Raw genomic sequence first — 20,829 nt, forward strand, 5'->3', positions numbered from 1 at the left:
GAAGGCAATCTAACGTTCCGGTTTTAAAATATCAGTGGGGAGGCGGTAAGACGGTCCTTCCGGAGGTTTGAGGGGAAACACGGCCAGGGCAGTGTAGTGAGGACCTTCCCGGTACAGATCCGACTTAAATACCGTAACTTTCCGAATCACCCCCTGGGCATGGATGGACCAATTCCGCTCATCCCCTGGTAAGGTTACGGCCACCCCGCCTTTCCGGGCCAAGGTTATATGGGGGGTATAGGGCCGGGTTTCCGGCTTCCTAAAGGAATAAGCTTCCCGTTCCCCCAGGGCGGCGAGTTTTTTTTCAAAGCAGGCGGCTAAATTTCGTATATCATTTTTCCCCCTTTCAATATCCAGGGCAAGAATCCGTACCGCTCCCCCCGGGGGAAAGGTGATGATTCTTCCCGCACTTATGGAAAAAGCCGCCGTATTTTGTAGGGTTTCTTGTAGGGCTTCTTGTAGCAGGGCTACCCCTTTTTCATCCACCTCGCCAAGAAAGGCCAGGGTTATGTGGTGATTTTCTTCCCTGCTCCAACGGAAATGGGGATAACGATCCTGTAATCTTGCCTGTATTTGATGAAGGGAAGGGATAAATTCAGGGGGAAGCTCCAGGGCAACAAAGGTCCGCATAAAAATACTCCCCTGGGGATTTTCCTAACCCGGGGGTTTCGAAAAATCCCCTATGACAACCGAGGCAAACCCGACAAACGTAATGTGCCTTGGGTATGAAAATCCCCCTTCCACTAAAATATCGATATATACAAAAGAACTATTTTTGTCAACGGAAGCCTCCCTGGGCTTCAATTTTTGAAACCGCCTCCTTGACATAAGCAGGATTCGATGGCGGCTTGACAATTAGGACCCAAAATGACTGGACATTCCACTTCATCTTTGTTATACTAAATAAAATTTCCGGTATATACCCCCTTTATGCCGGAAATTTACGAGGAGGCCAGTTGGCAGATAAGGATTTACGAATTAATGAACAGATTCGGGTGCGGGAGGTCCGCCTTGTTCGGGAGGATGGAGGACCCCAGGGGATTTTGTCCATCACCGAAGCGCTCGAAATGGCCAGGGAACAGGGTCTTGACCTGGTGGAAGTAGCCCCTCAGGCGGTTCCGCCGGTGGTCAAAATTCTGGATTATGGTAAATTTAAATTTGAGAATGAAAAGAAAGTCCGGGATTCAAAAAAGAAACAAAAGCTTTTAAAGCTGAAAGAAATCCGTATGCAGCCCAAGATTGATGAACATGATATGGATTTTAAATCAAAACATGTCCGGGAATTTCTTGCCGATGGCAATAAGGTTAAAGTAACGGTTCGTTTTCGCGGGCGGGAACTCGCCCATACCGAACTGGGATTGGATGTTCTTAAAGATGTTTTAAAACGTCTTGAAGGGGATTATGTCATGGATAAGGCCCCGGCCATGGAAGGCCGGTTTATGTCCATGGTTTTAAGTCCCAAGTCTAAGAAATAGAGGGTGGCATATGCCGAAAATGAAGACCAAAAAAAGCGCCGCGAAGCGCTATTCCTTTACGGGAACAGGCAAGGTAAAATACAAAAAACAAAACCTTCGCCATATTCTTACCAAAAAGTCAAGTAAGCGGAAACGGAATCTCCGCCATGCCGGGATCTTGTCCGGCGACAATGTGCCGGCGATCAAAAAGAAATTATTACCCTACGGATAGGAGTGTTTTGTTATGTCAAGAGCAATAGACGGTTCTAAAAGAAAGGATCATCGTAAAAAAATACTTAAACTGGCAAAAGGGTATTGGGGCCGGCGGCATTCCAATTATAAAACCGCCAAAGACGCGGTTGCAAAAGCGCTTTCGTATGCCTACCGGGATCGGAAAGACCGGAAAGGTGATTTTCGGCGGCTTTGGATTATCCGGATAAACGCGGCCTGCCGGGCGGAGGGACTCTCCTATTCCCGGTTGGTGGACGGTCTTAATAAGGCGGGGGTAACCATAAACCGAAAAACCCTGGCGGCTCTGGCGGTGGAAGATTCCGGCGCCTTTAAAGCGGTAGTAGCCCAGGCAAAAACGGCATTGGGGGCATAATCCATGGTAACCCTTGAGCAAGTCAAATTATTGGAAACTAAGGTCGCCAAGGCCCTTGATTTTGTCAGCCAGGTAACCGGTGAAAATACACTCCTGAAGGAAAAATTGGATGCCTATCAGAGACGGATTGATGAGCTTGAGGTGTTAATTCAACGTTTTAAAGAAGATCAGGGCCGCATTGAGGAAGGAATTATTTCCGCCCTTAATCGGCTCAACCAATTTGAGGATGCCGTAGAGAAGAGTTTTTTCCCTAACCTAAACGGGGCGGGGATACCGCCGGAGAAAATCGAAGCCGATAAAAGCGGCGATTCCAACCGGGACTCCAAGGTTCCGCTCGACCCCCCGGATGAGGGGTATCTTTCGGAATCACCGGAGGATGAGCCCCTTTTAACGGCGGCTGAGTTCGATACGGGCTTGTTCGAACCGGAAACGGAAATTTCAGAACCTCCAGAAGCCGGGGAAACCACGGGTGACGCTTCTACCAATACCGCGGAATTGGATATTTTTTAAGGGGTTTATATGCCGAAAAGTGACCTCCGTATTACTATACTGGGGACATCCTTTTCAATTTCCGCGAACGAAGACTCCGCTTACCTTGAAAGTCTTTTAGCTTATTTCCGTTCCGCCGTGGAAAATACCCAAAAAAAAACCGGTATCGAGGATCCCCTTAAACTTGCCATTATCACCGGTTTTTTACTTTGCGATGAACTACAAAAAAAACAAAAAAATGACTTTGACCAGCACGATTTCCAGGAAGCGGAGAAACTCCTCTTGGATATGATTGTCCGGGTTGACAAGGTTCTGGAGGATAAAGGATAACCGCCGCCAGGGGCAGGCTCTGCTTCCTCGCTTGTCCCTTTGGTAAAGGCCGGGTAAAATGTGGTATGTTTCAGATTTTTAAACTGAAAAACCAGGTAAAACCCTATGGATGGGGTTCCCCCGAATGGATCCCCGGTTTATTAGGCCATACAAACCCCCGCAGGGAACCGTGGGCTGAATTGTGGATGGGGGTACACCCTGAAGGTCCTTCCCGGGTATCCCTGCAAGGGGAGGATCTGTTACTCTCCGCCTTGATAAGCCGGGACCCCCTTTATTACCTGGGGGAAGCGGTAAATCGGATCTTCGGTACCCTCCCCTTCTTGTACAAACTCCTGGCCGCGGCTAAGCCCCTTTCCATCCAAGCCCATCCCAGCCTGGAACAGGCAAAAGAAGGGTGGGACCGGGAAAACCGGGAAGGACTGGCCCTGAATGCTCCCAACCGGAACTACAAGGATGCCAACCATAAACCGGAAGTTCTTTGCGCTTTAAGCCCCTTTCAGGCCATGTGTGGGTTTCGCGTCCCCGGCGAGATCCGGCGCCGCCTTGAAGCCCTGGGGGAACTTTTTCCCCCGCAAAGGCCCCTGGGAATGGCTTTGGATAAACTGAAATCCGCCCTGGATAAGCCCGGAGGGCTTAAGGATTTTATCCGCCTTCTCTTCAGTTTCCCCCGGGAGGTTACCGAAGAATTAACCAACGGGATCCTTCAACGGGCGGTTTTGGAAAAAGCCCATCCGGAATTTACCGATGAATGGCGTCTTTCCGCCTACTTTGCGGAGCTTTATCCCGGGGACCCGGCACTTATCGCCCCCCTCTACCTTAACTGTATCAACCTCAATCCCGGAGAGGCGATCTATCTTCCCTCGGGGATCCTTCACGCCTATGTCCATGGTTTTGGGGTGGAACTTATGGCCAATTCGGATAATGTGCTTCGGGGCGGTTTGACATCAAAACATGTGGATGTCGATGAGTTGGTATATATCCTCAATTTTTCCCCCTTTTACCCGGAAATATTAAAGCCTCCGGAATCCCCGACCGCTTTTTTCAGCTATCCCGTTCCCTGCAGGGAATTTTCCCTTTCCTGCCGGGAGGGCCGGGGACCAAGGGCGGACTTTTTCGGGGAAGGGCCTTTTATCTTTGTGGTCACCGGGGGTAAGGTCACCATCGAACAAAAAACCCCCGGGGAAAAGTGGAGTCTGGAAAAGGGGGAAAGCGCTTTTATTCCCGCGGGAATTGCCGCAAAAGGACTCTCCCTGGAGGGAACCTATACCCTCTATGCCGCCGGGGTGGGTACCACGGACCTCCGGGAAGAAGCCGGGCTTTGGTGAAGATCCTGGTAGACGCCGATTCCTGCCCGGTCCTGGTCCGGGAAACGATCCTGCGCGCGTCCGTACGAACCGGTATCCGGGCTATATTTGCCGCGAACCGGCTGATTCCGGGTATAGGCGGAGACCGGGGGATGATGGTGCTCTGTCCCCCCGGAGATGATGCGGCGGACCACCGGATCATCTCCCTGGCAGAACCGGGGGATCTGGCCATTACCCGGGACATTGTTCTGGCGGCCCGGCTTGTGGCGGCAGCCATTACCGTCATAGATGACCGGGGAAGGGTCTTTGACCAGGAAAACATCGGGGAATGTCTGTCCCTTAAGGATTTTATGGTGGGCCTCGCGGAACACGGCCTTGGCAACGGCCGGGGCGGATCCTACGGAAAACGGGAACTCAAGACCTTTGCCGACAGTTTTGACCGGATCCTATCCCGGCTTATCCGGGAAGCTACTCTTGCTCAGGGAAAAGCGCCTGGATCTGTTTGATATTGTGCAGGCTCTCAAAAAAACATTCCACCAGGAGGGGATCAAATTTTTTCCCCGATAATTGCCGGATCTCTTCTAAAACCCGTTCCTCGGACCAGGGTTCCTTGTAAATCCGTTTGGAACAGAGGGCATCATATACATCCGCGATGGCAACGATCCGGCCGGGAAGGGGTATTTCTTCCCCTTTTCGACCCAGGGGGTTCCCGTCGGCATCGGTTTTAATCGGTTTTTCCGTACTCGGATCAATCCATCCGGGATATCCGGTTCCATCCCAATTTTCATGGTGGGTAAGGGCAACATCCCGGGCAATAATGTCCAGGTCGGACTGGGGATCGTCGAATAAGGCCGCCCCATATAGGGTATGATGCTGCATGATAAGGTATTCTTCCTGAATAAACCGGGCGGGCTTTTTTAAGATGACATCCGAAATAGCCACTTTTCCTACATCGTGGAGCATGGCGGCGATCCGCAGGGTATCCCGAAAACGCTCCCGCTCAGCTTCTGAAATATGCTGGCGGGCCGCCCATTTATCGTAGATCTCCACCGCGTAACCGGCTACCCGGTTTACGTGGGGACCGGTCTCTTTCGGGTCCCGCAGTTCCGACATCTTAATCACCCTGAGGATCATGGCCCTGGTCATATAGGCCCGCTGTAGGACCACCGTAGCATTGACCGCAAAATGGGAGAGAAGAAATTCATCATCCTTGGAAAAGGGAATGATATGCCCCGCTTTATCCTTAGCGTTGATCATCTGGATTACCCCCATAAGACGATCCTCGGCGGTCTTGAGGGGGATTGCCAGGGTAGAAATAGTTTTATATCCAGCAATACGATCATAGGAGGTATTGAAGGAATAGGGAGCAGTTTGGGGGATGTGATAGACATCAGGAACATTAACTAATTCCTGAGTTGCGCCGCAATAGCCGGAAATGGTCTGTTTATCAATATTTAGGGAAAATACCGAATAAATAAGTTTATGTCCCGGGGGTAATTCTTTCTGCAGGGTATCGTTATGGGCATATTTTATGACGAGCTTTTCAACATTCCGGTCTTGCTCCCGTACCCACTCTTTGACATAAATTGATCCCGCGTCCGCGTGAACTACCCGGCGGGCTTCCAATAAAATACGCTCCAAAAGGAGATCCAAATCCTGAATTTGATTTAATTCATGATCAAGGCGAATAATTGACCGATATTCACTTTTTCTAATCGCCATGAGATTCCCTTTTGGGCTTTACAGGCAGGAACACCTTTCGCATCAATAATACCGAACTTTTACCTGAGACTGTTTCAAAATCCTGCTGCTCGGTAAAACCATGATTTTGAAAGACAAACTCTGCTTAACAAGTAAGCTGAACCGCAAACCAGCTTAAATTGGAGCTTACTTACTTTTTTTATAACCAATCCCAAAAACCGCCTGGATTTTGGGATTGGCGCTATTCTTTCCGGCCGGTACATTTGATAATATGATAACCGAATTGGGTCTGCACCACATCACCAACGGATCCGGGCGAAAGCCGTTTAACCGCCGCTTCAAAGGGAACCACCATTTTACCGGGACCAAACCACCCCAGATCCCCCCCGGAAGATTTTGAAGGGCAGGTCGAAAATTCCCGGGCCAGGGGCTCAAATGGGGCCCCCTGTTTAATCCGTTTTAACAGATCTTCCGCCAATGTTTTATCTTTAACCAGAATATGACTTGCGCGCCATTCCATAGTTTTATCCTCCCCGTTACTATTATAGTACGATATTAGGGCTTCTTAAACAAAGAGTCAACCAATTTGAATAAAAAAGCCCCGGGGAAAGGAGTAACCCCGGAGCTGAATCAAAAAGAAAAGGAGGAATAAGAAGAAACAGGGAAAAGATTAAGCATTTTCCTATTTATAATAACAATATTTATGGGGAAAAGTAACAATAAAGAAAAAAATCGAACTATTTTTCAGCTTTCCATTGGGCAATTATATGCTCGTAGGCCGCAATGGTAGCCGCCATGGTGATATCCTGGACTTCACCCCGGCCGGTCCAATCGGCGCCGTCCATGTGATACAGATGCTGAAGCACCCCTTCCAGATCCGCGACGGTACAGGTCGGATCCGATTCCCGGCGGCGTAACAAGCCCCGAATCTCTTGTTCAAAAACCTCTTCATATTTGATATCCCGCCAATCCACCGATGAAGCCACCCCTCAATCCTCTCCATATTCAATCGTCCGGATTATCCGGGCGCCCGGACTGGGGACCAGAATCCCAAAACGGGGGATCATCCGAATCTCCCGGCGTTCTATCCAATTCCCCCTTTCGTCCAGGGTATAGTCATAACGAAAATCCACCGGATCGGTCTCATCGGGACCGGGAGTTCCGGTGAGACGCACCAGAAAACCTCCCTCATTCCACTGAAAGGCATATGATTGATGGAATTCCGAGAGAACCGGTTCTTCCCCCTCTACATCCGCCGGCATAGGCCGGAGCAGGCGCCGCTCCCAATACCGGGGCCGGCCATCTTTGGTATACCCCGCGGAAAATCTTCCCAGGGGGGAATTAATCTCCGAAATATTTCCGAAGCTGTTTTGATGCTGTTCTATCTGGATCTCCCCATCGGTATATTGATTTTGCATTGTTAGGATCCCCGAGCCGGGTCGGTTGAACAGATAGGTACATACCGCCAGGGGATTTCCGTTCCGATCATACCAGGTTTCCATATCCCCGGTAAGGGCGTTTTGTACCACCCCAAAAAAGACCTCCTCCCCCTGGGTTATCCTCATTACCAAAAGGGCCGGATCATCCCCATCGAGGAATTCGATATTCCACGGCCGGTCGGTATCCTCTATGATAAGTTCCTGAATGTTACCGGATGCGCCCAAAACCCTCCGGACCTGGATAAAATTTCCCTGAAATAAAAAGGGAAAATCCGTGAATAATTCATCCCGATTCCGGGTTACCCGCCAGGATGCGGAATCCAAGGTAAGGGTAATGGAACGGGGCCGCCCATTTTCCACCACAAAGGCATCCGGGGGCATGGCCACGGGCCAATCGGGCTGCCACCGTATGTCCGGCGCGTCGAGGGCTGACAAAAGAGCATAAATGGGGAAAAAAACCGGCTCATCCCCCGAAACTTCAGATTCTTCCGGGGGTTCGGTGTTAATTATTTCCTCCCCTGCTAAAGGAAAAAGACCCAGGAGCATCATCCATACCAAGGGTATTACCGAAAACTTCATAAATAATAGTATATATAAAAAAAAACCTTGGATAAAGGGCGAGCCTTACCGCCTAAAAAGCCATTCGGGGGAACTGAATTTTTCAACCGCCAGTTCCCGGGCCCGGCGCTCTTCCTGCCGGGTATCCGGGGCCTCCCCTCCGATCCAGGGGACGGTCCGGATAAATTCCAGGGACAGGGCCTGGCTGAATCCCTTTGCCAGGGCATTTTCCGCCTCGGCAAAGGGAACCGGCCGGCCCAGAAGGGTTTTGAGGCTGGTAATCCGATCCTTCACATCCTGAATAAGCTTACCTTTGAGTTTTTCCGACGGGACCCGGAGGAGTTCAAACATAAGGTCCACATGGTTCTCCAATAAAATGGTTCCATGCTGGAGGAGGCAGCCCATCCTGCGGGTCTGGGCGTTACCGGAAATTTTTCGTTCCCCGGATATGATATCGTTGATCGGTATAAACCGGGAGGGGACCCCCAAGAGATCCAAGCCCCGGATGATGCCGGCACAGAGGAGTTCATAGGATTCATGGATGGTACTGCCCGCCAGGGGATGGGTGAGGGGCATCACCATGCTATAGGTCAACTCGGCCTGGTGAAAAACCGCCCCGCCTCCGGAGATACGGCGGACCACATCCACCCCATAACGTTTGCAGGCCTCCAGGTCAATCTCCTCCGTGAGCCCCTGGAAATATCCTACCGATACCGCCGGAGGGTTCCAGCCGTATAAACGTAATACCGGCGGGGAAGTTCCCCGGGCCACGGATTCCAGCAGGGCCTCGTCCAGACCCATATTATAAAAGGCGTTTCCATAACCGGTTTTGAGGAGCCGAAAGGGATACTTAGCCATGGCTATGCTCCTCATCCAGGGCGGCATAAACCACCCTTGCTAATCCCGCGCCGTTTATGCCGAAGGCCTCAATACCCTCCCGGCACATCAATAAATCAAAGGTTCGGGACAAATCCGCCACCGCCGTACCGGAAAGTCCCTGTTCCACCCGGTCAAACCGTTCTTCGGGACTGGCAAAAAAATCCCCCCGGATACTGATGGTCCTGATATGGCCCTGTTCCACCTCGGCGGTGAACCGTATAAGTTTGCATCCCTCCGGTTTCCCCAACCCTTCCAGCCGCATTATACCTCCGCCGCGGCCAGGGCATGGTAGCTGGTTCTTGCCAAAGGGGAGGACACCACCGAGGTAAAACCCCGGGCCCGGGCTTCTTCGGCATAACGCTGAAATTCTTCAGGGGGTATATATTCGGCTACCGGAATCTGAGCCGGGGACGGCCTGAGGTACTGTCCGAGGACTAGGATATCTACCCCAACCGAACGGAGTTCGTCCATGGCGGAAAGCACCTCCTCCCTTTTTTCCCCCAATCCAAGCATAAGGCTTGATTTGGTAACCGAAATACCTGACAAGCCGGGATTCTTAGCCGCCCTGAGGGTGGCGAGGCTCTTATCAAAGGAAGCCCGCCTATCCCGAACCCACTGGAGGGAACGTACCGTTTCCACGTTATGGGCCAATACATCCGGTTTTTGTTCCGCAAAATAGGCCAGCTCCGATTCGGTATAATCAGGGATAAGGACTTCTACCCGTATACCGGGGTTCTGTGCTTTGATGGTTCCGACACAGGCGGCAAAATGATCCGCTCCCCGCAGGGGCAGATCATCCCGATCCACCGAGGTAAGTACCACATACCTGAGCTTTAATTCCTCCACTGCCCGGGCAATTTCCCGGCCCTCCGCTTCCCAAAGGGACCGTCCTTTCCGGGCGGAGGCCACCGCACAGAACCGGCAGGCCCGGGTACAGAGGTCCCCCAGGATCATAAAGGTGGCGGTTCCGGAGCCCCAACACTCTCCCCTATTGGGACATTGGGCTTCATCGCAGACCGTATGAAGCCGGTGCTTTTCGATTATCCCCCGCACCCGTTTCCAAGTATCCCCCGCAGGCGCCTTAACCCGGATCCAATCGGGCTTTTTAGGGGCCTTTTTTTCAGTCATTATCTTACCTTGTCCCCGCTTTTTTCCGAAACCAACCGAATTTTGGAACAAGCCCCTTCAAAAACATTTTTCCGCCCGGGGGTATAAAACTTAAAACCAGGGCAAAGGGCAAAACCAGGGCCTGGGTTACCTGGTTTTGTTGATAAAATCCGGGGAATAGTTTGATGACCATGGAGAGGATACCCCCCAGGACCACATAGGTCCAAAGCCCCCGCAAAATCCATTCCGAAAACAAACGCTTTTTTTGATCCTTTTCCCAGGCAACTTTAATACCCAGGGGAATTGCCGCCAGAATCAGGGGATTTATGTAGAGAAAATTACTGTTATGGTAGGTATAGTCGTGATTGGTAAAAAAAGTCATAAAAAAGAGGATAACCCCGGCGATCCCGAAAAAAAGACCCAAAAAACTCTGGCTTAGCCCTAACAGAACCCGGCCTATTTTTGGTTTTGTCTTTCGCAGCCAAAAGAAAAAAACCAGAACCCCGGCGATAAAAAGGCCTAAAAAAAGTTCCCGGATCCATTGCCGGCGGGGCTTATCCAAAACCGCCGGCCGGTTTACCGCCCGGTAGAGGATCTCCGTGGAGGAGACTAAGGTTCGTTCCTTCCCCAAGGGATCAGTATACCGGAAATTCTGAATCCGGTTCCCTATCTCCGCGGGGAGGAACATTTCTTCCCACTCGGTTATGGGGGTGTCGATACCCTGGCCCATAAGGAAATTGAGGAACCAGTCAAAAAAAGGGGAAAACCAGGTATGCCGGCGGACATGCTGCCGCAGAGTAAACCGGCCCGGGGCAGGGGCGAACCGTTCCTTAAATTGGCCGTTGGTGGCAAGATCAATGATGTCCCGGATCCGGGTGGCGCAGTTATCTCTAAAATGGTGGTAATAGTAGTCCCGGTTTTCGGGAAGCACATTTTGTTCCACAAAAGACCATATCGCTTCTTTTTTTCCTGCCGGAAGATTCAGGGTATAGATGGTTACGTCCCGGTTGGTCCTGATATAGTTATTGATATTAACCTCGGTGGGGGAAACGCCGCAGCTATAGAGAAGCCGACCCATGGCAAAATTAACAAAAAAACGGACGTTTTTAAAGGAAAAAAGCCCATAATCGTAGAACCGGCTTTGACCGGATACGGCATCTTCCACAATCAGGGCGATATGCCCCCACCAAAAGTACAGTTCATCCCCGGGACCCATAACCGCTATTTTTAAGGTAAGATAATCCCCCCGGCTTCTCCCGGCTTCACTCTGGGCGGAAAGAGAAAAAACAGGTACCAGTAAAAGAACCATCAAAACCGCTAAAACACAAGGGGATTTACCAAAACCGTTCAATATATACTCCTTGGCACTTTTTTATGCGGATTTTAATACCACCTCAAATTATAATTATTTTGAACGATTACGGTAATCCTGACAATCCCCGGATATTTCTTGAAGGGCAGACAAAAAACTGCTCCTGGGGATGGTTTCAAAAGGTCCCAGGAAGCATAGGATCTTGAGGCAGCCTCATTTTTCCATTTTTCTTATCGATTGATTTTTATCGAAAAATAATATACCATAAAAGCTGTTTTAAAATCATGGCGTTACCGGCCAGATTTTGAAACAGTTTTACTAGATGATAAGGAATCATTGTGGCAAAAATTAAGATTTCCGCCGTCCCTTCCATACGCCGCTTACCCTCGTATTTACATACGATCCGGCAATATCAGCATGAGGGCAGTGAATTTATCTCCGGAACGTTAATCGCCCAGGAATTAAACCTGGAGCCGATTCAGGTTCGTAAAGATCTGGCCATTACCGGTATCATCGGTAAACCCAAAAAGGGATATCCCCTGGAGGCATTAATAATCGCCATTGAACGGTTCCTCGGCTGGGATTCTCCCCAGGATGTGGTGTTGATTGGGGTGGGGAATTTGGGAACCGCCCTGATGGGATACCAGGAATTTCAATTCCATGGATTAAATATTATGGCCGCCTTTGATAAAAACCCCGAAAAAATAGGGACTACCGTTCACGGAGTAACGGTCCTGGATGCGAATACCATGGGTATTCAGATCCGCAATTTCGGTGTCAAGGTCGCCATCCTCACCGTACCCTCCACTTTCGCTCAGGAAACAACGGATGTCCTGGTGGAAGCGGGCATCGTGGGGATCTGGAATTTTACCAATGTCAAACTCAAGGTTCCCGATCAGGTAATAGTCCAAAAGGAGAACCTATCCTCCGGGTATGCACTGCTTTGCGTGACCATGCAGGCCAACCGTATGGATGAGGGGAATGGAAAGAACTTCCGCTGAGATAAAAACCGCCGCTCAGGGAGAGATGCTCCATAACCGGGTAAAAAAAAGGTACAAACACCTTAAAAAATGGGCTTCACGGATAGGAACCGACGTATTACGGCTCTATGACCGGGATATACCCGAAATTCCCCTGGTATTGGATCTCTACGGAGGTGCGGTCTCCGGGGCCCTCTATAAACGGCCCTACGAGAAGGATCCGGGGGAGGAAGCGTCATGGCTTAGGGTCATGTCCGGGGCGGTTTCCGACGCCCTGGGGATTTCCCGGGAACAGGTTTTCATCAAATACCGGGAGCGGCAGCGGGGAAGTACCCAATACCAGAAGATGGGACAAAAAAAATTTGAGACGGAGATCCATGAAGCGGGGTTGACCTTCCGGGTAAATCTCTCGGATTACCTGGATACGGGTTTTTTTCCGGACCGCCGCCGGATGCGAAGCCGGATCCGGGCCGAGGCATCCGGCAAAACCCTGCTCAACCTGTTTTGCTATACCGCGGCCTTTTCGGTTTGCGCCGCCGCCGGCGGTGCAAAGGAGATCGATTCGGTGGATTTATCCCGCCCTTACCTGGAATGGGCGGCGGTGAACTTTGGACTAAACCACCTGAGAACCCGTAGAGTTCCCCCGGAATTCCTCACCGCCCGGCGCCCTCCCGGGGAAGGATCTGTCCCCTATCGGCTTATCCGGGCCGATGTCCTCTCTTTTCTTGATACCGCCCTGAAGGCAGGGCTTTCCTGGGACATGATCATCCTGGATCCTCCGGCTTTTTCCAACTCAAAAAAGATGAGGGCTACCCTGGATGTTAAACGGGACCATCAATCTCTCATCTCCCAATGCCTTTCCCTGCTTAAACCCGGAGGAAAACTCTGGTTCAGCGCCAATGCCCGGTACTTTCACCTTGACCCTGAAAAATTTTCCGGCTGGGAAGTTATGGATCTCTCCCCCCTCATGGAAGATGAGGACTTTCGAGGAAAAAAAATGCCCCGGTGTTATACCTTTACGCGGCCTTCATAAGGGAAGCTTACTCTTTGATATTGTACTTCTTGCGGAACCGTTCAATCCGGCCAGCGGTATCCACCAGTTTCTGTTTACCCGTAAAGAAGGGATGACAGGCGGAACAAATTTCAACCTTGATATCCTTAACGGTGGAACGGGTCTCGATCTCATTACCACAGGCACAGGTAATCTTGGTAAGCTCGTATTTCGGATGAATTTTTTCTTTCATCTATAAATAAACCTCCCGGAAATTTATTAATCCATACCGGCGGAACCGGTGTTCATCGATCTAAGGAATGCTTCATTATTCTTAGTTTTCTTCATCTTGTCAACCAGAAGTTCGATGATCTCGATATCGTCCATGGGGTTGATAACCTTCCGGAGGATCCATATCTTCTGTAGTTCCTCTTCGGTGAGGAGGAGCTCCTCCTTCCGGGTGCCGGATTTTTTGATGTTGATCGCCGGGAAAAGCCTGCGGTCGCTGATCCGCCGGTCCAGGTCAATCTCCAGGTTACCGGTACCCTTAAATTCTTCAAAGATAACCTCGTCCATACGGCTGCCGGTCTCAATAAGGGCGGTGGAGATAATGGTCAGGCTTCCCCCCTCCTCTATATTCCGGGCGGCCCCAAAAAAACGTTTGGGCTTATGGAGGGCGTTGGAGTCCACCCCGCCGGAGAGGATCTTCCCCGAAGTGGGAACCGTCTGATTATAGGCCCGGGCCAGGCGGGTGATGGAATCCAGGAGGATCACCACGTCTTTTTTATGCTCCACCAGGCGTTTTGCCTTTTCCAATACCATTTCGGTAACCTGGACATGCCGGGTGGCCTGTTCGTCAAAGGTAGAGGAGATCACCTCCGCCCGGACGGTCCGCTCCATATCGGTAACCTCCTCGGGGCGCTCGTCAATGAGGAGCACGATAAGGTATACCTCGGGGTGATTTTTGGTAATGGCATTGGCGATCTTCTGCATCATGATGGTCTTCCCCGTCCGGGGGGGGGCCACGATGAGGGCCCGCTGCCCTTTACCGATGGGACAGAAAAGGTTGATGATCCGCTCGGATATACCCTCGGTGCTGGTTTCCAGGTCGAGTTTTTCATCCGGGTAGAGGGGGGTCAGGTTATCGAAGGGGATACGGTTTTGGGCCACCGTGGGATCGTCATAGTTCACCGTTTCCACCCGGAGCATGGCGAAAAACCGTTCCTGCTCCTTGGGGCTGCGGATCTGGCCGTAGACGGTGTCTCCGGTCTTAAGGGCGAAAAGCCGAATCTGGCTGGGACTGATGTAGATGTCATCCGGGCCGGGGAGATAGGAATTCTGGGGACTCCTGAGGAACCCGTACCCATCGGGGAGAATCTCCAGGGAACCATAGGCATAGATGATCCCCCCCCGCTCGGTATGGGCCTTAAGAATGGAGAAGATAATCTCCTGCTTTTTTAAGGAAACCATATCCTCATGGGAAATATTATAGGAGGCCGCCAATTCCCGGAGGTCCATCATATTAAGCCGGATCAGCTCATTAATTGAAAGCCGGGGTTTACCGTTATCCTGATCCAGGCGGGGTTCAGGTTTACCGTAGATATCCGGCATGGAAGGAAGGTTTTTGGGAATCGCCGACAGGGGAACCGCCGGAGTTTGGGAATTTGCCGCCGGCGGGATCCCCCCGGCAGGAATCCCCGGAGGCGGAACCGGGGCAGTGACCGGCTGGGGCGTCACGATCGCCTGAGAACTCCGGAAACCGCTTTTGCCCCGGCTCTCCCGGTGGGAACCGACCCGTTTAGGCCTTGCCCGAACAATCACCGCTTTTCCGTTGGGTTTCTCCCCGGAATAGTCATCCCCTGAATCTTCAACGCCTGAAAATTCTCCTTCACCATAATCCACCGGGCGGTTTTGTTCCGGGGATCCCGCATCCCCCGTCTCCGCCGGACGATCCGCTTCAAACTCCGTCGCGTTATTCAGGTTAAGCGGCAGCGACGGTTCTTCTGCGCCGCCATAGGAATTACTCATAGCCAATTCCCCTTGTCCAAAATTGTTCGATTCGTCGGTCTCTATATTTTTTGAATTTCGACGCTTTCTTACGATTGCCATGGATAAACTCCGTTTCTATATTTTACATTCCCGATTTTTCAGAACGAGAAAAAATGAGATACCATATACCACGTATCTTCAACGGGTTCGTTTCCTGTTAGATTATTTTCTTAACTGAAAGGACTGCCTGTCTAAGTAACAATACATCAACCCAATTATTGAAAAATAAATTTTTCAACTACTTAATTTCTTTAAATGTATATGTTCCATCCTTTCATGTCAAGATATTCTTTAAGGAAACTTCTGAAAACCTGGCCGAGGTTTCCGGAACTTCCTTTAAATCTTATGAATATTCCGGATCAATTCCCTGAGGGTGTCCAGGGCCGCGGCCAAACGAACCTCATTTCGGGAACCAGTATAATGGAATACCAAACCCCGGCTTTTACCTCCCCGGCCCGCTACTCCTATCCATACCGTACCCGCCGGTACGGAACCGTCACCACCGGGGCCCGCAAGCCCCGTAACCCCCGCCGCTAAATCCGCTCCGCTCCGCGCCAGAGCCCCCTCGGCCATGGCACAGGCCGTTTCCTCGCTTACCACCCCATGCCGCAGAATAAGTTCGTGGTCCACCCCCAGCATCCGTTGTTTCGCCGCTATGGAGTAACAAACGAAGGAACCCCAAAACACCCGGGAAGCCCCGGGAACCTGGACGATCAGGTCCGCCGCCAGTCCGGCGGTACAAGATTCGGCAAGGACTACCGAAAGGGATGCGGAGGATAATTTTTCGATAAGTTCCAGGGCTTCAATTCTCGCCATCACCCCTCTGCAATTCCGCCTTTATCTCCTCGGTGGGCCGGGAAAAAATCTCCACATCCTTCTCAATCCCGGTCATACCGCAATGACCTTCAAAAAGCACCCCATCGGCGATCCGCAACCGGGCGGCACTGACATCCCCCCGAACCTCCGCACCGGGAAACATATCTACCTTATCCATGGCATTCACCGTCCCCACCACGGTCCCATAAACAATCAAGGAGGTAACGGAAATATGATCCGCCTCAACCACGGCCCCTTTATCCACGATAAGGGCCCCGGTAGCTTCTATGGTTCCCTTAAATTTACCCTGGATACATAAGGTTTCCTTAAATCGTAAAAAACCGCTAAAATTTGTAGTATTTCCAAAGATCACCATGGGAGAACCGGCGTTTTTTTTGCCATCCATGTGCTTCTTACTCCTCCCGCAGGGAACCCCGGATCTGATTCTCCAGGACTTGAAGTCCAATTTCGTTTTTCTTTAACCCTTCCCATTCCGCTATGGTTCGTTCAATACGGGCATCCAATCCGGCAATATGCTTCCGGACCACCTTTGACTTTTCCCTGATTACCGCCAAAAGCCGGGGCAGGGTGTTTTGATCGATAACTTCTTCGGTCCGGGAAACTTGGGTAATAACCGCATCTAACTCATCCATGCTTTTAACAAAATCCGCCACGTCTTTTTTTATGGATAGACTGAATTCCTCCGCCAGGTTTAACCGGGATTCCCGGACCACAATCTGCCCAAAAAGTTCCCGGTTCCGCAGTACCGCCCGGATCCGGGCGAGGACTTCGGAAAAATTATAGGGTTTGGTGATATAATCATCTATCCCCAGGGCAAACCCCTCCACCTTATCCTTAACATCATCCAGAGCTGAAAACATGATAATGGGAATTTCCCGGAATTTCGGGTCGTTTTTTAAGGTTTTGGTGACCTCCCATCCGGACATCCGGGGCATAATATTATCAAGCAAGATCAGATCAGGATAAAACCGCTTAACCTTCTCCAGGGCTTCCACCCCATCGGAAGCTTTCTCCACGATAAATCCGAGTTTAGAAAGCATCACCTCAAAGAATTCAAGATTTATCTGCTCATCATCCACAATGAGTATTTTTTTGCGGGTATTCATTGCTTCCTTCCTTTTCGCATTTTTATTATATGTCCTCCCAAGCCTGCTATCAATACAAGAAAAGCGGCGGCGGTACAAATTCGAGGGAAAAAATCCCCATATCTGGTATATAACGAATCCGATTTTACCACGGGAATCTCCACGGTAAGTTGAACTTCGGCAAAGGGTTCCGCCATGGCGAGGATCCTGCCGTTGGGGTCTATTCCGCAGGTTTGGCCCGACGCGGTGGATCGAACCATGGAACAACGGTTTTCCACCGCCCGGAATACCGCCATGGACAGATGCTGCATCTGGGCGGGAAGACTCTTGGACCAGGCGTCATTGGAGAGGTTCACGATAAACTCCGCTCCGTTTTTTACAAATTCCCGGGACAGGTACCCAAAGGTATCCTCAAAACAGATGGGACTGGAAAATTTAAGGCCGTTTATCGAAAAAACCGTAGCCTCCTTGCCTGTTTTCCAGAAATGGGTATCCGCATTCTTGAGCGCATTATACACCCAGGGGAGCTGCTTTTCATAGGGAAAATACTCCGTAAAAGGGACCAGGTGGAGTTTACGGTACAAACCGGCTATTTCCCCCCGGTTAAAAAGCATCACCGCATTATAGTCCACCCGCTCCCATTGGCCTTTATCATTTACCTCCAGCCGGGCATCGTCGTTCCCGATAACAAAGGGCACCTCCTGAATTTTAAGGTAATCCAAAAGTTCCTTAACCAGGGCATAGGATTCCTGATCATCCCGGTAGGTCTCGTGCCAGTAAATCCGGGGGACAAAAGCCGTTTCAGACCATACTACCAGATCCGGCTTAGACGATGCCAGGGCCTCTTGAGAAAGGCGCCTTAAAACCCGAAAATTCTGCCGGTAGTCTTCCATATCGCCCCGCCAGGGGTCGGTATTATGCTGAATCAGGGCGATCCGGGCGGTGGGGGCATCCCGATAATCCACCGGAGAGACAAACCCATAGTTCAAAGCGGCGGCCATGGCCACAAGCCATATAACCAGGGCTACCGGTTCCCGACGGATAAACCCCTTTAGAAGGGCCAAACCTCCTGTTGGATTTCCTCCCTCCCCTTTAGGGGACAAAAAATCTTTCAGTGCGGCGGCCAGATAGACCGATGGGAAAATCACCAGGGCGGAAACCCCCCATACTCCGAAGATATCGGCGATTTGGATCACGGGAAGCTGGGTCCATTGGGAATATCCGGTTATTCCGTAGGGGTATCCGAGGAAACCCTGGGTACGGAGGTACTCATAGGCTATCCAGATGAGCCACTGCACGATATAACCCCGCCGGGGGAACAGAAGGGACGCCGCCTTGAGCAGGGGAAAAAGGACCGCGAAAAAAACGAGGTAAATAAGCCCCACGATGAGCCCTGCCAGGGGATGAAAAACACTTAACCAATAATTAAATAAACCGTAAGCCGCATATCCGTAGAGGGCCCCCCAAAACACGGATGCGCCTACATTAACCTGATATAAAAGCCAAAACAAGGGTATATAGGCAATCCAGGCAAGCAGGGGTATACCCTGACTGACCAATAAATTGGGAAAAGAAGCGGCAAATAATAGGGAAGCGATTAATACGGCAAAAAGGTAGAGCAGGAAGCGGCTCCATCCCTTTCGGCCTCTAAACAAGGTCATGTATCACTGCCATTTGTATGGGACAATTCCGCCAAATTCCATACCGTCTGTTTTAATTCCCGGCCCGGTCTAAATGCGGCAATTCCATGTGAAGTAACTGAAACCATTTCGCCGGTCTTGGGATTCCGTGCCTTTTGCCGGCCTTTTCTGACCCGGATCTCGAAGGTTCCGAATCCCCGCAATTCTATGATTCGCCCTTTGACCAGGGCTTCTTTTATATCATCAATAAAAAAGTCAATAAGTACACGAATTTCTTTGCGATTCATACCGGTTTTTTCATATAAGGAGTCTATAATATCAGCTTTGGTTACCTTTTTTTCCACCATATATCCTTATTCTAAAATAAGACCCGCCATGTTTGGAGGGTCTTATTTCTACCGGTCCTGACCGTATTTATTGGGCTTCTTTAAGGGAATTATACAGGCGCTGCATCCGTGACTTTTTTCGGGCAGCCGTATTCTTTTTTATAATACCCTTCCTGGCGGCGGTATCTATCTTTTTTATCATGTCCTTAAGAGCCGCCTCCGCCTCGCCGATTTCTTTTTTTCTGGTCAGAAGTACAAATTTTTTTGCACTGGTCCGAACGGAACTCTTTACCGCCTTGTTTCGAAGACGGCGCTCTTCACTCTGCCGATGACGTTTTTCAGCGGAACTACTTTTACCTGCCAAAGGAAAACCCCCAAAATACAAAATTTTTCTTACCCTTATCGCTAAGGTTATACAGGCTAAAACCCGTTAAGATTCTCTTAATTTAAAAAAACACAACCCTTACAAAACCCAGACACCTCGCCTACAAAGACGGGGAATTTTATTTGAAATCAGAAGGCCGCCGTTCGGTACGCTTGCATTTTTCACATTCAGCGATGTTTTTTACCTTTCCCGCCTCAAAAAGGGTTTTCATTTTGACTTCACCACCACAGGAACAAAAGAATTTCTGGGTCGAGCTGGATGTACGGGCATTTTTACTGGCCTGAGCCATAATTATTCTCCTTACCGCATTAGGCGCTTATCAATGATTCCCGAAAAAAATCAGGAATTTGAACCATGTTTCAAACCCCTTGGTTCGCAAACAATCTCTTTTGATAATATGTAGAATACTACGGAGGCCAAGAATCTGTCAACGGTAAAAGGCCTTGGGAACAGGATAAAGCGATAAAAAATGAGCCGTCCCCAAACTAACCGAGCCAAGGGATTGATTCGTTGCGAAGGGTCCATACCCCGGGGATGGGCCGTTCACCCCGGGATTACCGGAAATGGGGGACTGAAATCCCCTTTTTTCCGGGGATTGCGTTAAAATAACCCGTATTTTCTCGCTTTTTTTCATTTGGTATTTTACATTTATTAAAAAATATATTATCATAAAAAGTCATTTCAAAATTTCGGTTTTTGGAACCGCTTCTTTAAATTTAGCGGAAAAATCGGGCTTTAGACCGCTTTTCCCGGAGCGATTCCACCACCTGGGTTTTGAAACCGGCCTAATCGTGCTACGGGGTTATCTACCCAGGGTGTCTTTGGCACACCTTCGTGCAAAAATCCCGATTATCGGGGCTGCTTAGGTACCCGTAGTTTGAAAACGGCTCAAGCAAAAGGGGGGTTCAATGAGGATTACCACTCGAGGCCGGTATGCGCTTCGGGCATCTTTGGCCTTAGCGCGGCTCGGAAAAGACGGTTCCCCGGTATCTATCAACAACTTGTCTGAGCAGGAGAATATTTCGTCCGTATTTTTGGAACAAATTTTTTTTAGGCTACGAAAGGCGGGGATTGTTACCTCCGTACGGGGCCCCGGCGGCGGCTTCTGTTTTGCCCAGCCCCTGGACAAGTTGACCATCAAGGCTATTCTGGATGCCGCCGGTGAAGAGCTGAACCTCACTAACTGCGATAAAAGCCGGGATGACTGTGAAAGAATCGGCTATTGTCTTACCCATTTTATATGGCAAGATGTAACCGATTTGGTAAATAATTATTTTAGAAATATTACCATTGCGTCAATTCTGGAAAAATACCATACGGAACCGGAAAAAACGCGGTCAGAAGGGATTGTATAGTGGG

General features: G+C 50.3%; 26 protein-coding genes and 1 pseudogene. 10 read left to right on the top strand and 17 right to left on the bottom strand.

From position 1 onward, the window contains the following. Positions 1-9: 9 nt before the first annotated feature. Positions 10-630 carry an RNA 2',3'-cyclic phosphodiesterase gene (thpR, locus tag LQZ21_RS02260; RefSeq protein WP_411042518.1) on the bottom strand — a complete coding sequence of 207 codons (621 nt, stop codon included), beginning with the start codon at positions 628-630 and terminating at the stop codon, positions 10-12. A 326-nt stretch (positions 631-956) separates the two neighbouring features. Here thpR and infC point away from each other — a divergent pair, with 326 nt between their 5' ends. The 7 genes from infC (at position 957) to LQZ21_RS02295 (ending at position 4,687) form a co-directional block, all read left to right on the top strand. Continuing rightward, the gene (gene infC / locus LQZ21_RS02265; RefSeq protein WP_411042519.1) at positions 957-1,475 is read left to right on the top strand and encodes a translation initiation factor IF-3; all 519 of its coding nucleotides are present in this window, start codon (positions 957-959) and stop codon (positions 1,473-1,475) included. A 10-nt stretch (positions 1,476-1,485) separates the two neighbouring features. Further along, positions 1,486-1,686, top strand: a complete 201-nt coding sequence (gene rpmI / locus LQZ21_RS02270; protein WP_411042520.1) for a 50S ribosomal protein L35 — start codon at positions 1,486-1,488, stop codon at positions 1,684-1,686. A 12-nt stretch (positions 1,687-1,698) separates the two neighbouring features. After that, entirely contained in the window at positions 1,699-2,058 is a 360-nt protein-coding gene (gene rplT / locus LQZ21_RS02275) for a 50S ribosomal protein L20 (protein WP_411042521.1), read from the top strand. A 3-nt stretch (positions 2,059-2,061) separates the two neighbouring features. Continuing rightward, on the top strand, positions 2,062-2,568 hold the full coding sequence (locus LQZ21_RS02280; protein WP_411042522.1) for a cell division protein ZapB: 507 nt from the start codon (positions 2,062-2,064) through the stop codon (positions 2,566-2,568). A gap of 9 nt (positions 2,569-2,577) precedes the next feature. Beyond that, entirely contained in the window at positions 2,578-2,877 is a 300-nt protein-coding gene (locus LQZ21_RS02285) for a cell division protein ZapA (protein ID WP_411042523.1), read from the top strand. A 65-nt stretch (positions 2,878-2,942) separates the two neighbouring features. Next, a complete protein-coding gene (manA, locus tag LQZ21_RS02290; RefSeq protein WP_411042524.1) occupies positions 2,943-4,202 on the top strand; it encodes a mannose-6-phosphate isomerase, class I in 1,260 nt (419 codons plus the stop codon). Continuing rightward, the gene (locus tag LQZ21_RS02295) at positions 4,199-4,687 is read left to right on the top strand and encodes a DUF188 domain-containing protein (protein WP_411042525.1); all 489 of its coding nucleotides are present in this window, start codon (positions 4,199-4,201) and stop codon (positions 4,685-4,687) included. The genes manA and LQZ21_RS02295 overlap by 4 nt, the downstream gene beginning before the upstream one ends. On the opposite strand, the gene LQZ21_RS02300 is transcribed toward LQZ21_RS02295, so the two are convergent. From LQZ21_RS02300 to LQZ21_RS02335, 8 genes are all read right to left on the bottom strand, one after another. Next, the gene (locus LQZ21_RS02300) at positions 4,650-5,903 is read right to left on the bottom strand and encodes a GAF and HD-GYP domain-containing protein (protein ID WP_411042526.1); all 1,254 of its coding nucleotides are present in this window, start codon (positions 5,901-5,903) and stop codon (positions 4,650-4,652) included. The two genes, LQZ21_RS02295 and LQZ21_RS02300, sit on opposite strands and share 38 nt — an antisense overlap. Positions 5,904-6,123: 220 nt before the next feature. Next, positions 6,124-6,438: a peptidylprolyl isomerase gene (locus LQZ21_RS02305; RefSeq protein WP_411042573.1), complete on the bottom strand. Its 315-nt coding sequence runs from the start codon at positions 6,436-6,438 to the stop codon at positions 6,124-6,126. 181 nt (positions 6,439-6,619) lie between these two features. Beyond that, a complete protein-coding gene (locus LQZ21_RS02310) occupies positions 6,620-6,868 on the bottom strand; it encodes a hypothetical protein (protein WP_411042527.1) in 249 nt (82 codons plus the stop codon). Between the two features lie 3 nt (positions 6,869-6,871). Beyond that, a complete protein-coding gene (locus LQZ21_RS02315) occupies positions 6,872-7,900 on the bottom strand; it encodes a hypothetical protein (protein WP_411042528.1) in 1,029 nt (342 codons plus the stop codon). A 45-nt stretch (positions 7,901-7,945) separates the two neighbouring features. Further along, the gene (locus LQZ21_RS02320) at positions 7,946-8,737 is read right to left on the bottom strand and encodes a lipoate--protein ligase family protein (RefSeq protein WP_411042529.1); all 792 of its coding nucleotides are present in this window, start codon (positions 8,735-8,737) and stop codon (positions 7,946-7,948) included. Then, positions 8,730-9,020, bottom strand: a complete 291-nt coding sequence (locus tag LQZ21_RS02325) for a hypothetical protein (protein ID WP_411042530.1) — start codon at positions 9,018-9,020, stop codon at positions 8,730-8,732. The genes LQZ21_RS02320 and LQZ21_RS02325 overlap by 8 nt, the downstream gene beginning before the upstream one ends. Further along, positions 9,020-9,886, bottom strand: a complete 867-nt coding sequence (lipA, locus tag LQZ21_RS02330) for a lipoyl synthase (RefSeq protein ID WP_411042531.1) — start codon at positions 9,884-9,886, stop codon at positions 9,020-9,022. Before lipA ends, LQZ21_RS02325 begins: the two co-directional genes overlap by 1 nt. A 4-nt stretch (positions 9,887-9,890) precedes the next feature. Continuing rightward, positions 9,891-11,216 carry a lipoprotein N-acyltransferase Lnb domain-containing protein gene (locus LQZ21_RS02335; RefSeq protein WP_411042532.1) on the bottom strand — a complete coding sequence of 442 codons (1,326 nt, stop codon included), beginning with the start codon at positions 11,214-11,216 and terminating at the stop codon, positions 9,891-9,893. A gap of 299 nt (positions 11,217-11,515) precedes the next feature. Between LQZ21_RS02335 and LQZ21_RS02340 the strand changes: the two genes are divergently transcribed. After that, the gene (locus tag LQZ21_RS02340) at positions 11,516-12,178 is read left to right on the top strand and encodes a redox-sensing transcriptional repressor Rex (protein WP_411042533.1); all 663 of its coding nucleotides are present in this window, start codon (positions 11,516-11,518) and stop codon (positions 12,176-12,178) included. Further along, a complete protein-coding gene (locus LQZ21_RS02345) occupies positions 12,159-13,190 on the top strand; it encodes a class I SAM-dependent methyltransferase (RefSeq protein WP_411042534.1) in 1,032 nt (343 codons plus the stop codon). The genes LQZ21_RS02340 and LQZ21_RS02345 overlap by 20 nt, the downstream gene beginning before the upstream one ends. A gap of 7 nt (positions 13,191-13,197) precedes the next feature. Here LQZ21_RS02345 and rpmE read toward each other — a convergent pair whose 3' ends face one another. The 8 genes and pseudogenes from rpmE to rpsT all read right to left on the bottom strand — a co-directional run bounded on the left by rpmE (position 13,198) and on the right by rpsT (position 19,449). Next, positions 13,198-13,401: a 50S ribosomal protein L31 gene (rpmE, locus tag LQZ21_RS02350; RefSeq protein ID WP_411042535.1), complete on the bottom strand. Its 204-nt coding sequence runs from the start codon at positions 13,399-13,401 to the stop codon at positions 13,198-13,200. Positions 13,402-13,427: 26 nt separating this feature from the next. Further along, positions 13,428-14,711 (bottom strand): annotated as a pseudogene (gene rho / locus LQZ21_RS02355) (transcription termination factor Rho); the annotation flags it as partial. Positions 14,712-15,533: 822 nt separating this feature from the next. Beyond that, a complete protein-coding gene (locus tag LQZ21_RS02360) occupies positions 15,534-16,013 on the bottom strand; it encodes a CinA family protein (protein WP_411042536.1) in 480 nt (159 codons plus the stop codon). Continuing rightward, positions 16,000-16,419, bottom strand: coding sequence for a bactofilin family protein (locus LQZ21_RS02365; RefSeq protein ID WP_411042537.1), 420 nt, complete (start codon positions 16,417-16,419; stop codon positions 16,000-16,002). The genes LQZ21_RS02360 and LQZ21_RS02365 overlap by 14 nt, the downstream gene beginning before the upstream one ends. A 7-nt stretch (positions 16,420-16,426) precedes the next feature. Next, positions 16,427-17,140: a response regulator transcription factor gene (locus LQZ21_RS02370; protein WP_411042538.1), complete on the bottom strand. Its 714-nt coding sequence runs from the start codon at positions 17,138-17,140 to the stop codon at positions 16,427-16,429. Then, positions 17,137-18,780 carry an apolipoprotein N-acyltransferase gene (gene lnt, locus LQZ21_RS02375; protein ID WP_411042539.1) on the bottom strand — a complete coding sequence of 548 codons (1,644 nt, stop codon included), beginning with the start codon at positions 18,778-18,780 and terminating at the stop codon, positions 17,137-17,139. The genes LQZ21_RS02370 and lnt overlap by 4 nt, the downstream gene beginning before the upstream one ends. Beyond that, entirely contained in the window at positions 18,777-19,106 is a 330-nt protein-coding gene (locus tag LQZ21_RS02380) for an HU family DNA-binding protein (RefSeq protein WP_411042540.1), read from the bottom strand. The genes lnt and LQZ21_RS02380 overlap by 4 nt, the downstream gene beginning before the upstream one ends. A 67-nt stretch (positions 19,107-19,173) precedes the next feature. Beyond that, positions 19,174-19,449, bottom strand: a complete 276-nt coding sequence (gene rpsT / locus LQZ21_RS02385) for a 30S ribosomal protein S20 (protein WP_411042541.1) — start codon at positions 19,447-19,449, stop codon at positions 19,174-19,176. Between the two features lie 929 nt (positions 19,450-20,378). On the opposite strand from rpsT, the gene LQZ21_RS02390 reads away from it, so the two are divergent. After that, complete coding sequence (locus tag LQZ21_RS02390) at positions 20,379-20,825, top strand: RrF2 family transcriptional regulator (RefSeq protein ID WP_411042542.1); 447 nt, start codon at positions 20,379-20,381, stop codon at positions 20,823-20,825. Positions 20,826-20,829: the final 4 nt, after the last annotated feature.

Origin of the sequence: Treponema sp. TIM-1 (assembly GCF_046533115.1) — a bacterium.
Lineage (GTDB): Bacteria > Spirochaetota > Spirochaetia > Treponematales > Breznakiellaceae > JAIRMO01.

What these genes read in the sequence shown, in the direction of transcription:
- lnt (WP_411042539.1), bottom strand. Translation starts at nt 18,780, where the DNA reads ATGACCTTGTTTAGAGGCCGAAAGGGATGGAGCCGCTTCCTGCTCTAC.
- LQZ21_RS02280 (WP_411042522.1), top strand. Translation starts at nt 2,062, where the DNA reads ATGGTAACCCTTGAGCAAGTCAAATTATTGGAAACTAAGGTCGCCAAG.
- LQZ21_RS02300 (WP_411042526.1), bottom strand. Translation starts at nt 5,903, where the DNA reads ATGGCGATTAGAAAAAGTGAATATCGGTCAATTATTCGCCTTGATCAT.
- LQZ21_RS02320 (WP_411042529.1), bottom strand. Translation starts at nt 8,737, where the DNA reads ATGGCTAAGTATCCCTTTCGGCTCCTCAAAACCGGTTATGGAAACGCC.
- LQZ21_RS02315 (WP_411042528.1), bottom strand. Translation starts at nt 7,900, where the DNA reads ATGAAGTTTTCGGTAATACCCTTGGTATGGATGATGCTCCTGGGTCTT.
- rpmI (WP_411042520.1), top strand. Translation starts at nt 1,486, where the DNA reads ATGCCGAAAATGAAGACCAAAAAAAGCGCCGCGAAGCGCTATTCCTTT.
- thpR (WP_411042518.1), bottom strand. Translation starts at nt 630, where the DNA reads ATGCGGACCTTTGTTGCCCTGGAGCTTCCCCCTGAATTTATCCCTTCC.
- LQZ21_RS02365 (WP_411042537.1), bottom strand. Translation starts at nt 16,419, where the DNA reads ATGGATGGCAAAAAAAACGCCGGTTCTCCCATGGTGATCTTTGGAAAT.
- lipA (WP_411042531.1), bottom strand. Translation starts at nt 9,886, where the DNA reads ATGACTGAAAAAAAGGCCCCTAAAAAGCCCGATTGGATCCGGGTTAAG.
- rpmE (WP_411042535.1), bottom strand. Translation starts at nt 13,401, where the DNA reads ATGAAAGAAAAAATTCATCCGAAATACGAGCTTACCAAGATTACCTGT.
- LQZ21_RS02360 (WP_411042536.1), bottom strand. Translation starts at nt 16,013, where the DNA reads ATGGCGAGAATTGAAGCCCTGGAACTTATCGAAAAATTATCCTCCGCA.
- LQZ21_RS02325 (WP_411042530.1), bottom strand. Translation starts at nt 9,020, where the DNA reads ATGCGGCTGGAAGGGTTGGGGAAACCGGAGGGATGCAAACTTATACGG.
- manA (WP_411042524.1), top strand. Translation starts at nt 2,943, where the DNA reads ATGTTTCAGATTTTTAAACTGAAAAACCAGGTAAAACCCTATGGATGG.
- rplT (WP_411042521.1), top strand. Translation starts at nt 1,699, where the DNA reads ATGTCAAGAGCAATAGACGGTTCTAAAAGAAAGGATCATCGTAAAAAA.
- LQZ21_RS02390 (WP_411042542.1), top strand. Translation starts at nt 20,379, where the DNA reads ATGAGGATTACCACTCGAGGCCGGTATGCGCTTCGGGCATCTTTGGCC.
- LQZ21_RS02380 (WP_411042540.1), bottom strand. Translation starts at nt 19,106, where the DNA reads ATGGTGGAAAAAAAGGTAACCAAAGCTGATATTATAGACTCCTTATAT.
- LQZ21_RS02285 (WP_411042523.1), top strand. Translation starts at nt 2,578, where the DNA reads ATGCCGAAAAGTGACCTCCGTATTACTATACTGGGGACATCCTTTTCA.
- LQZ21_RS02345 (WP_411042534.1), top strand. Translation starts at nt 12,159, where the DNA reads ATGGAAAGAACTTCCGCTGAGATAAAAACCGCCGCTCAGGGAGAGATG.
- LQZ21_RS02370 (WP_411042538.1), bottom strand. Translation starts at nt 17,140, where the DNA reads ATGAATACCCGCAAAAAAATACTCATTGTGGATGATGAGCAGATAAAT.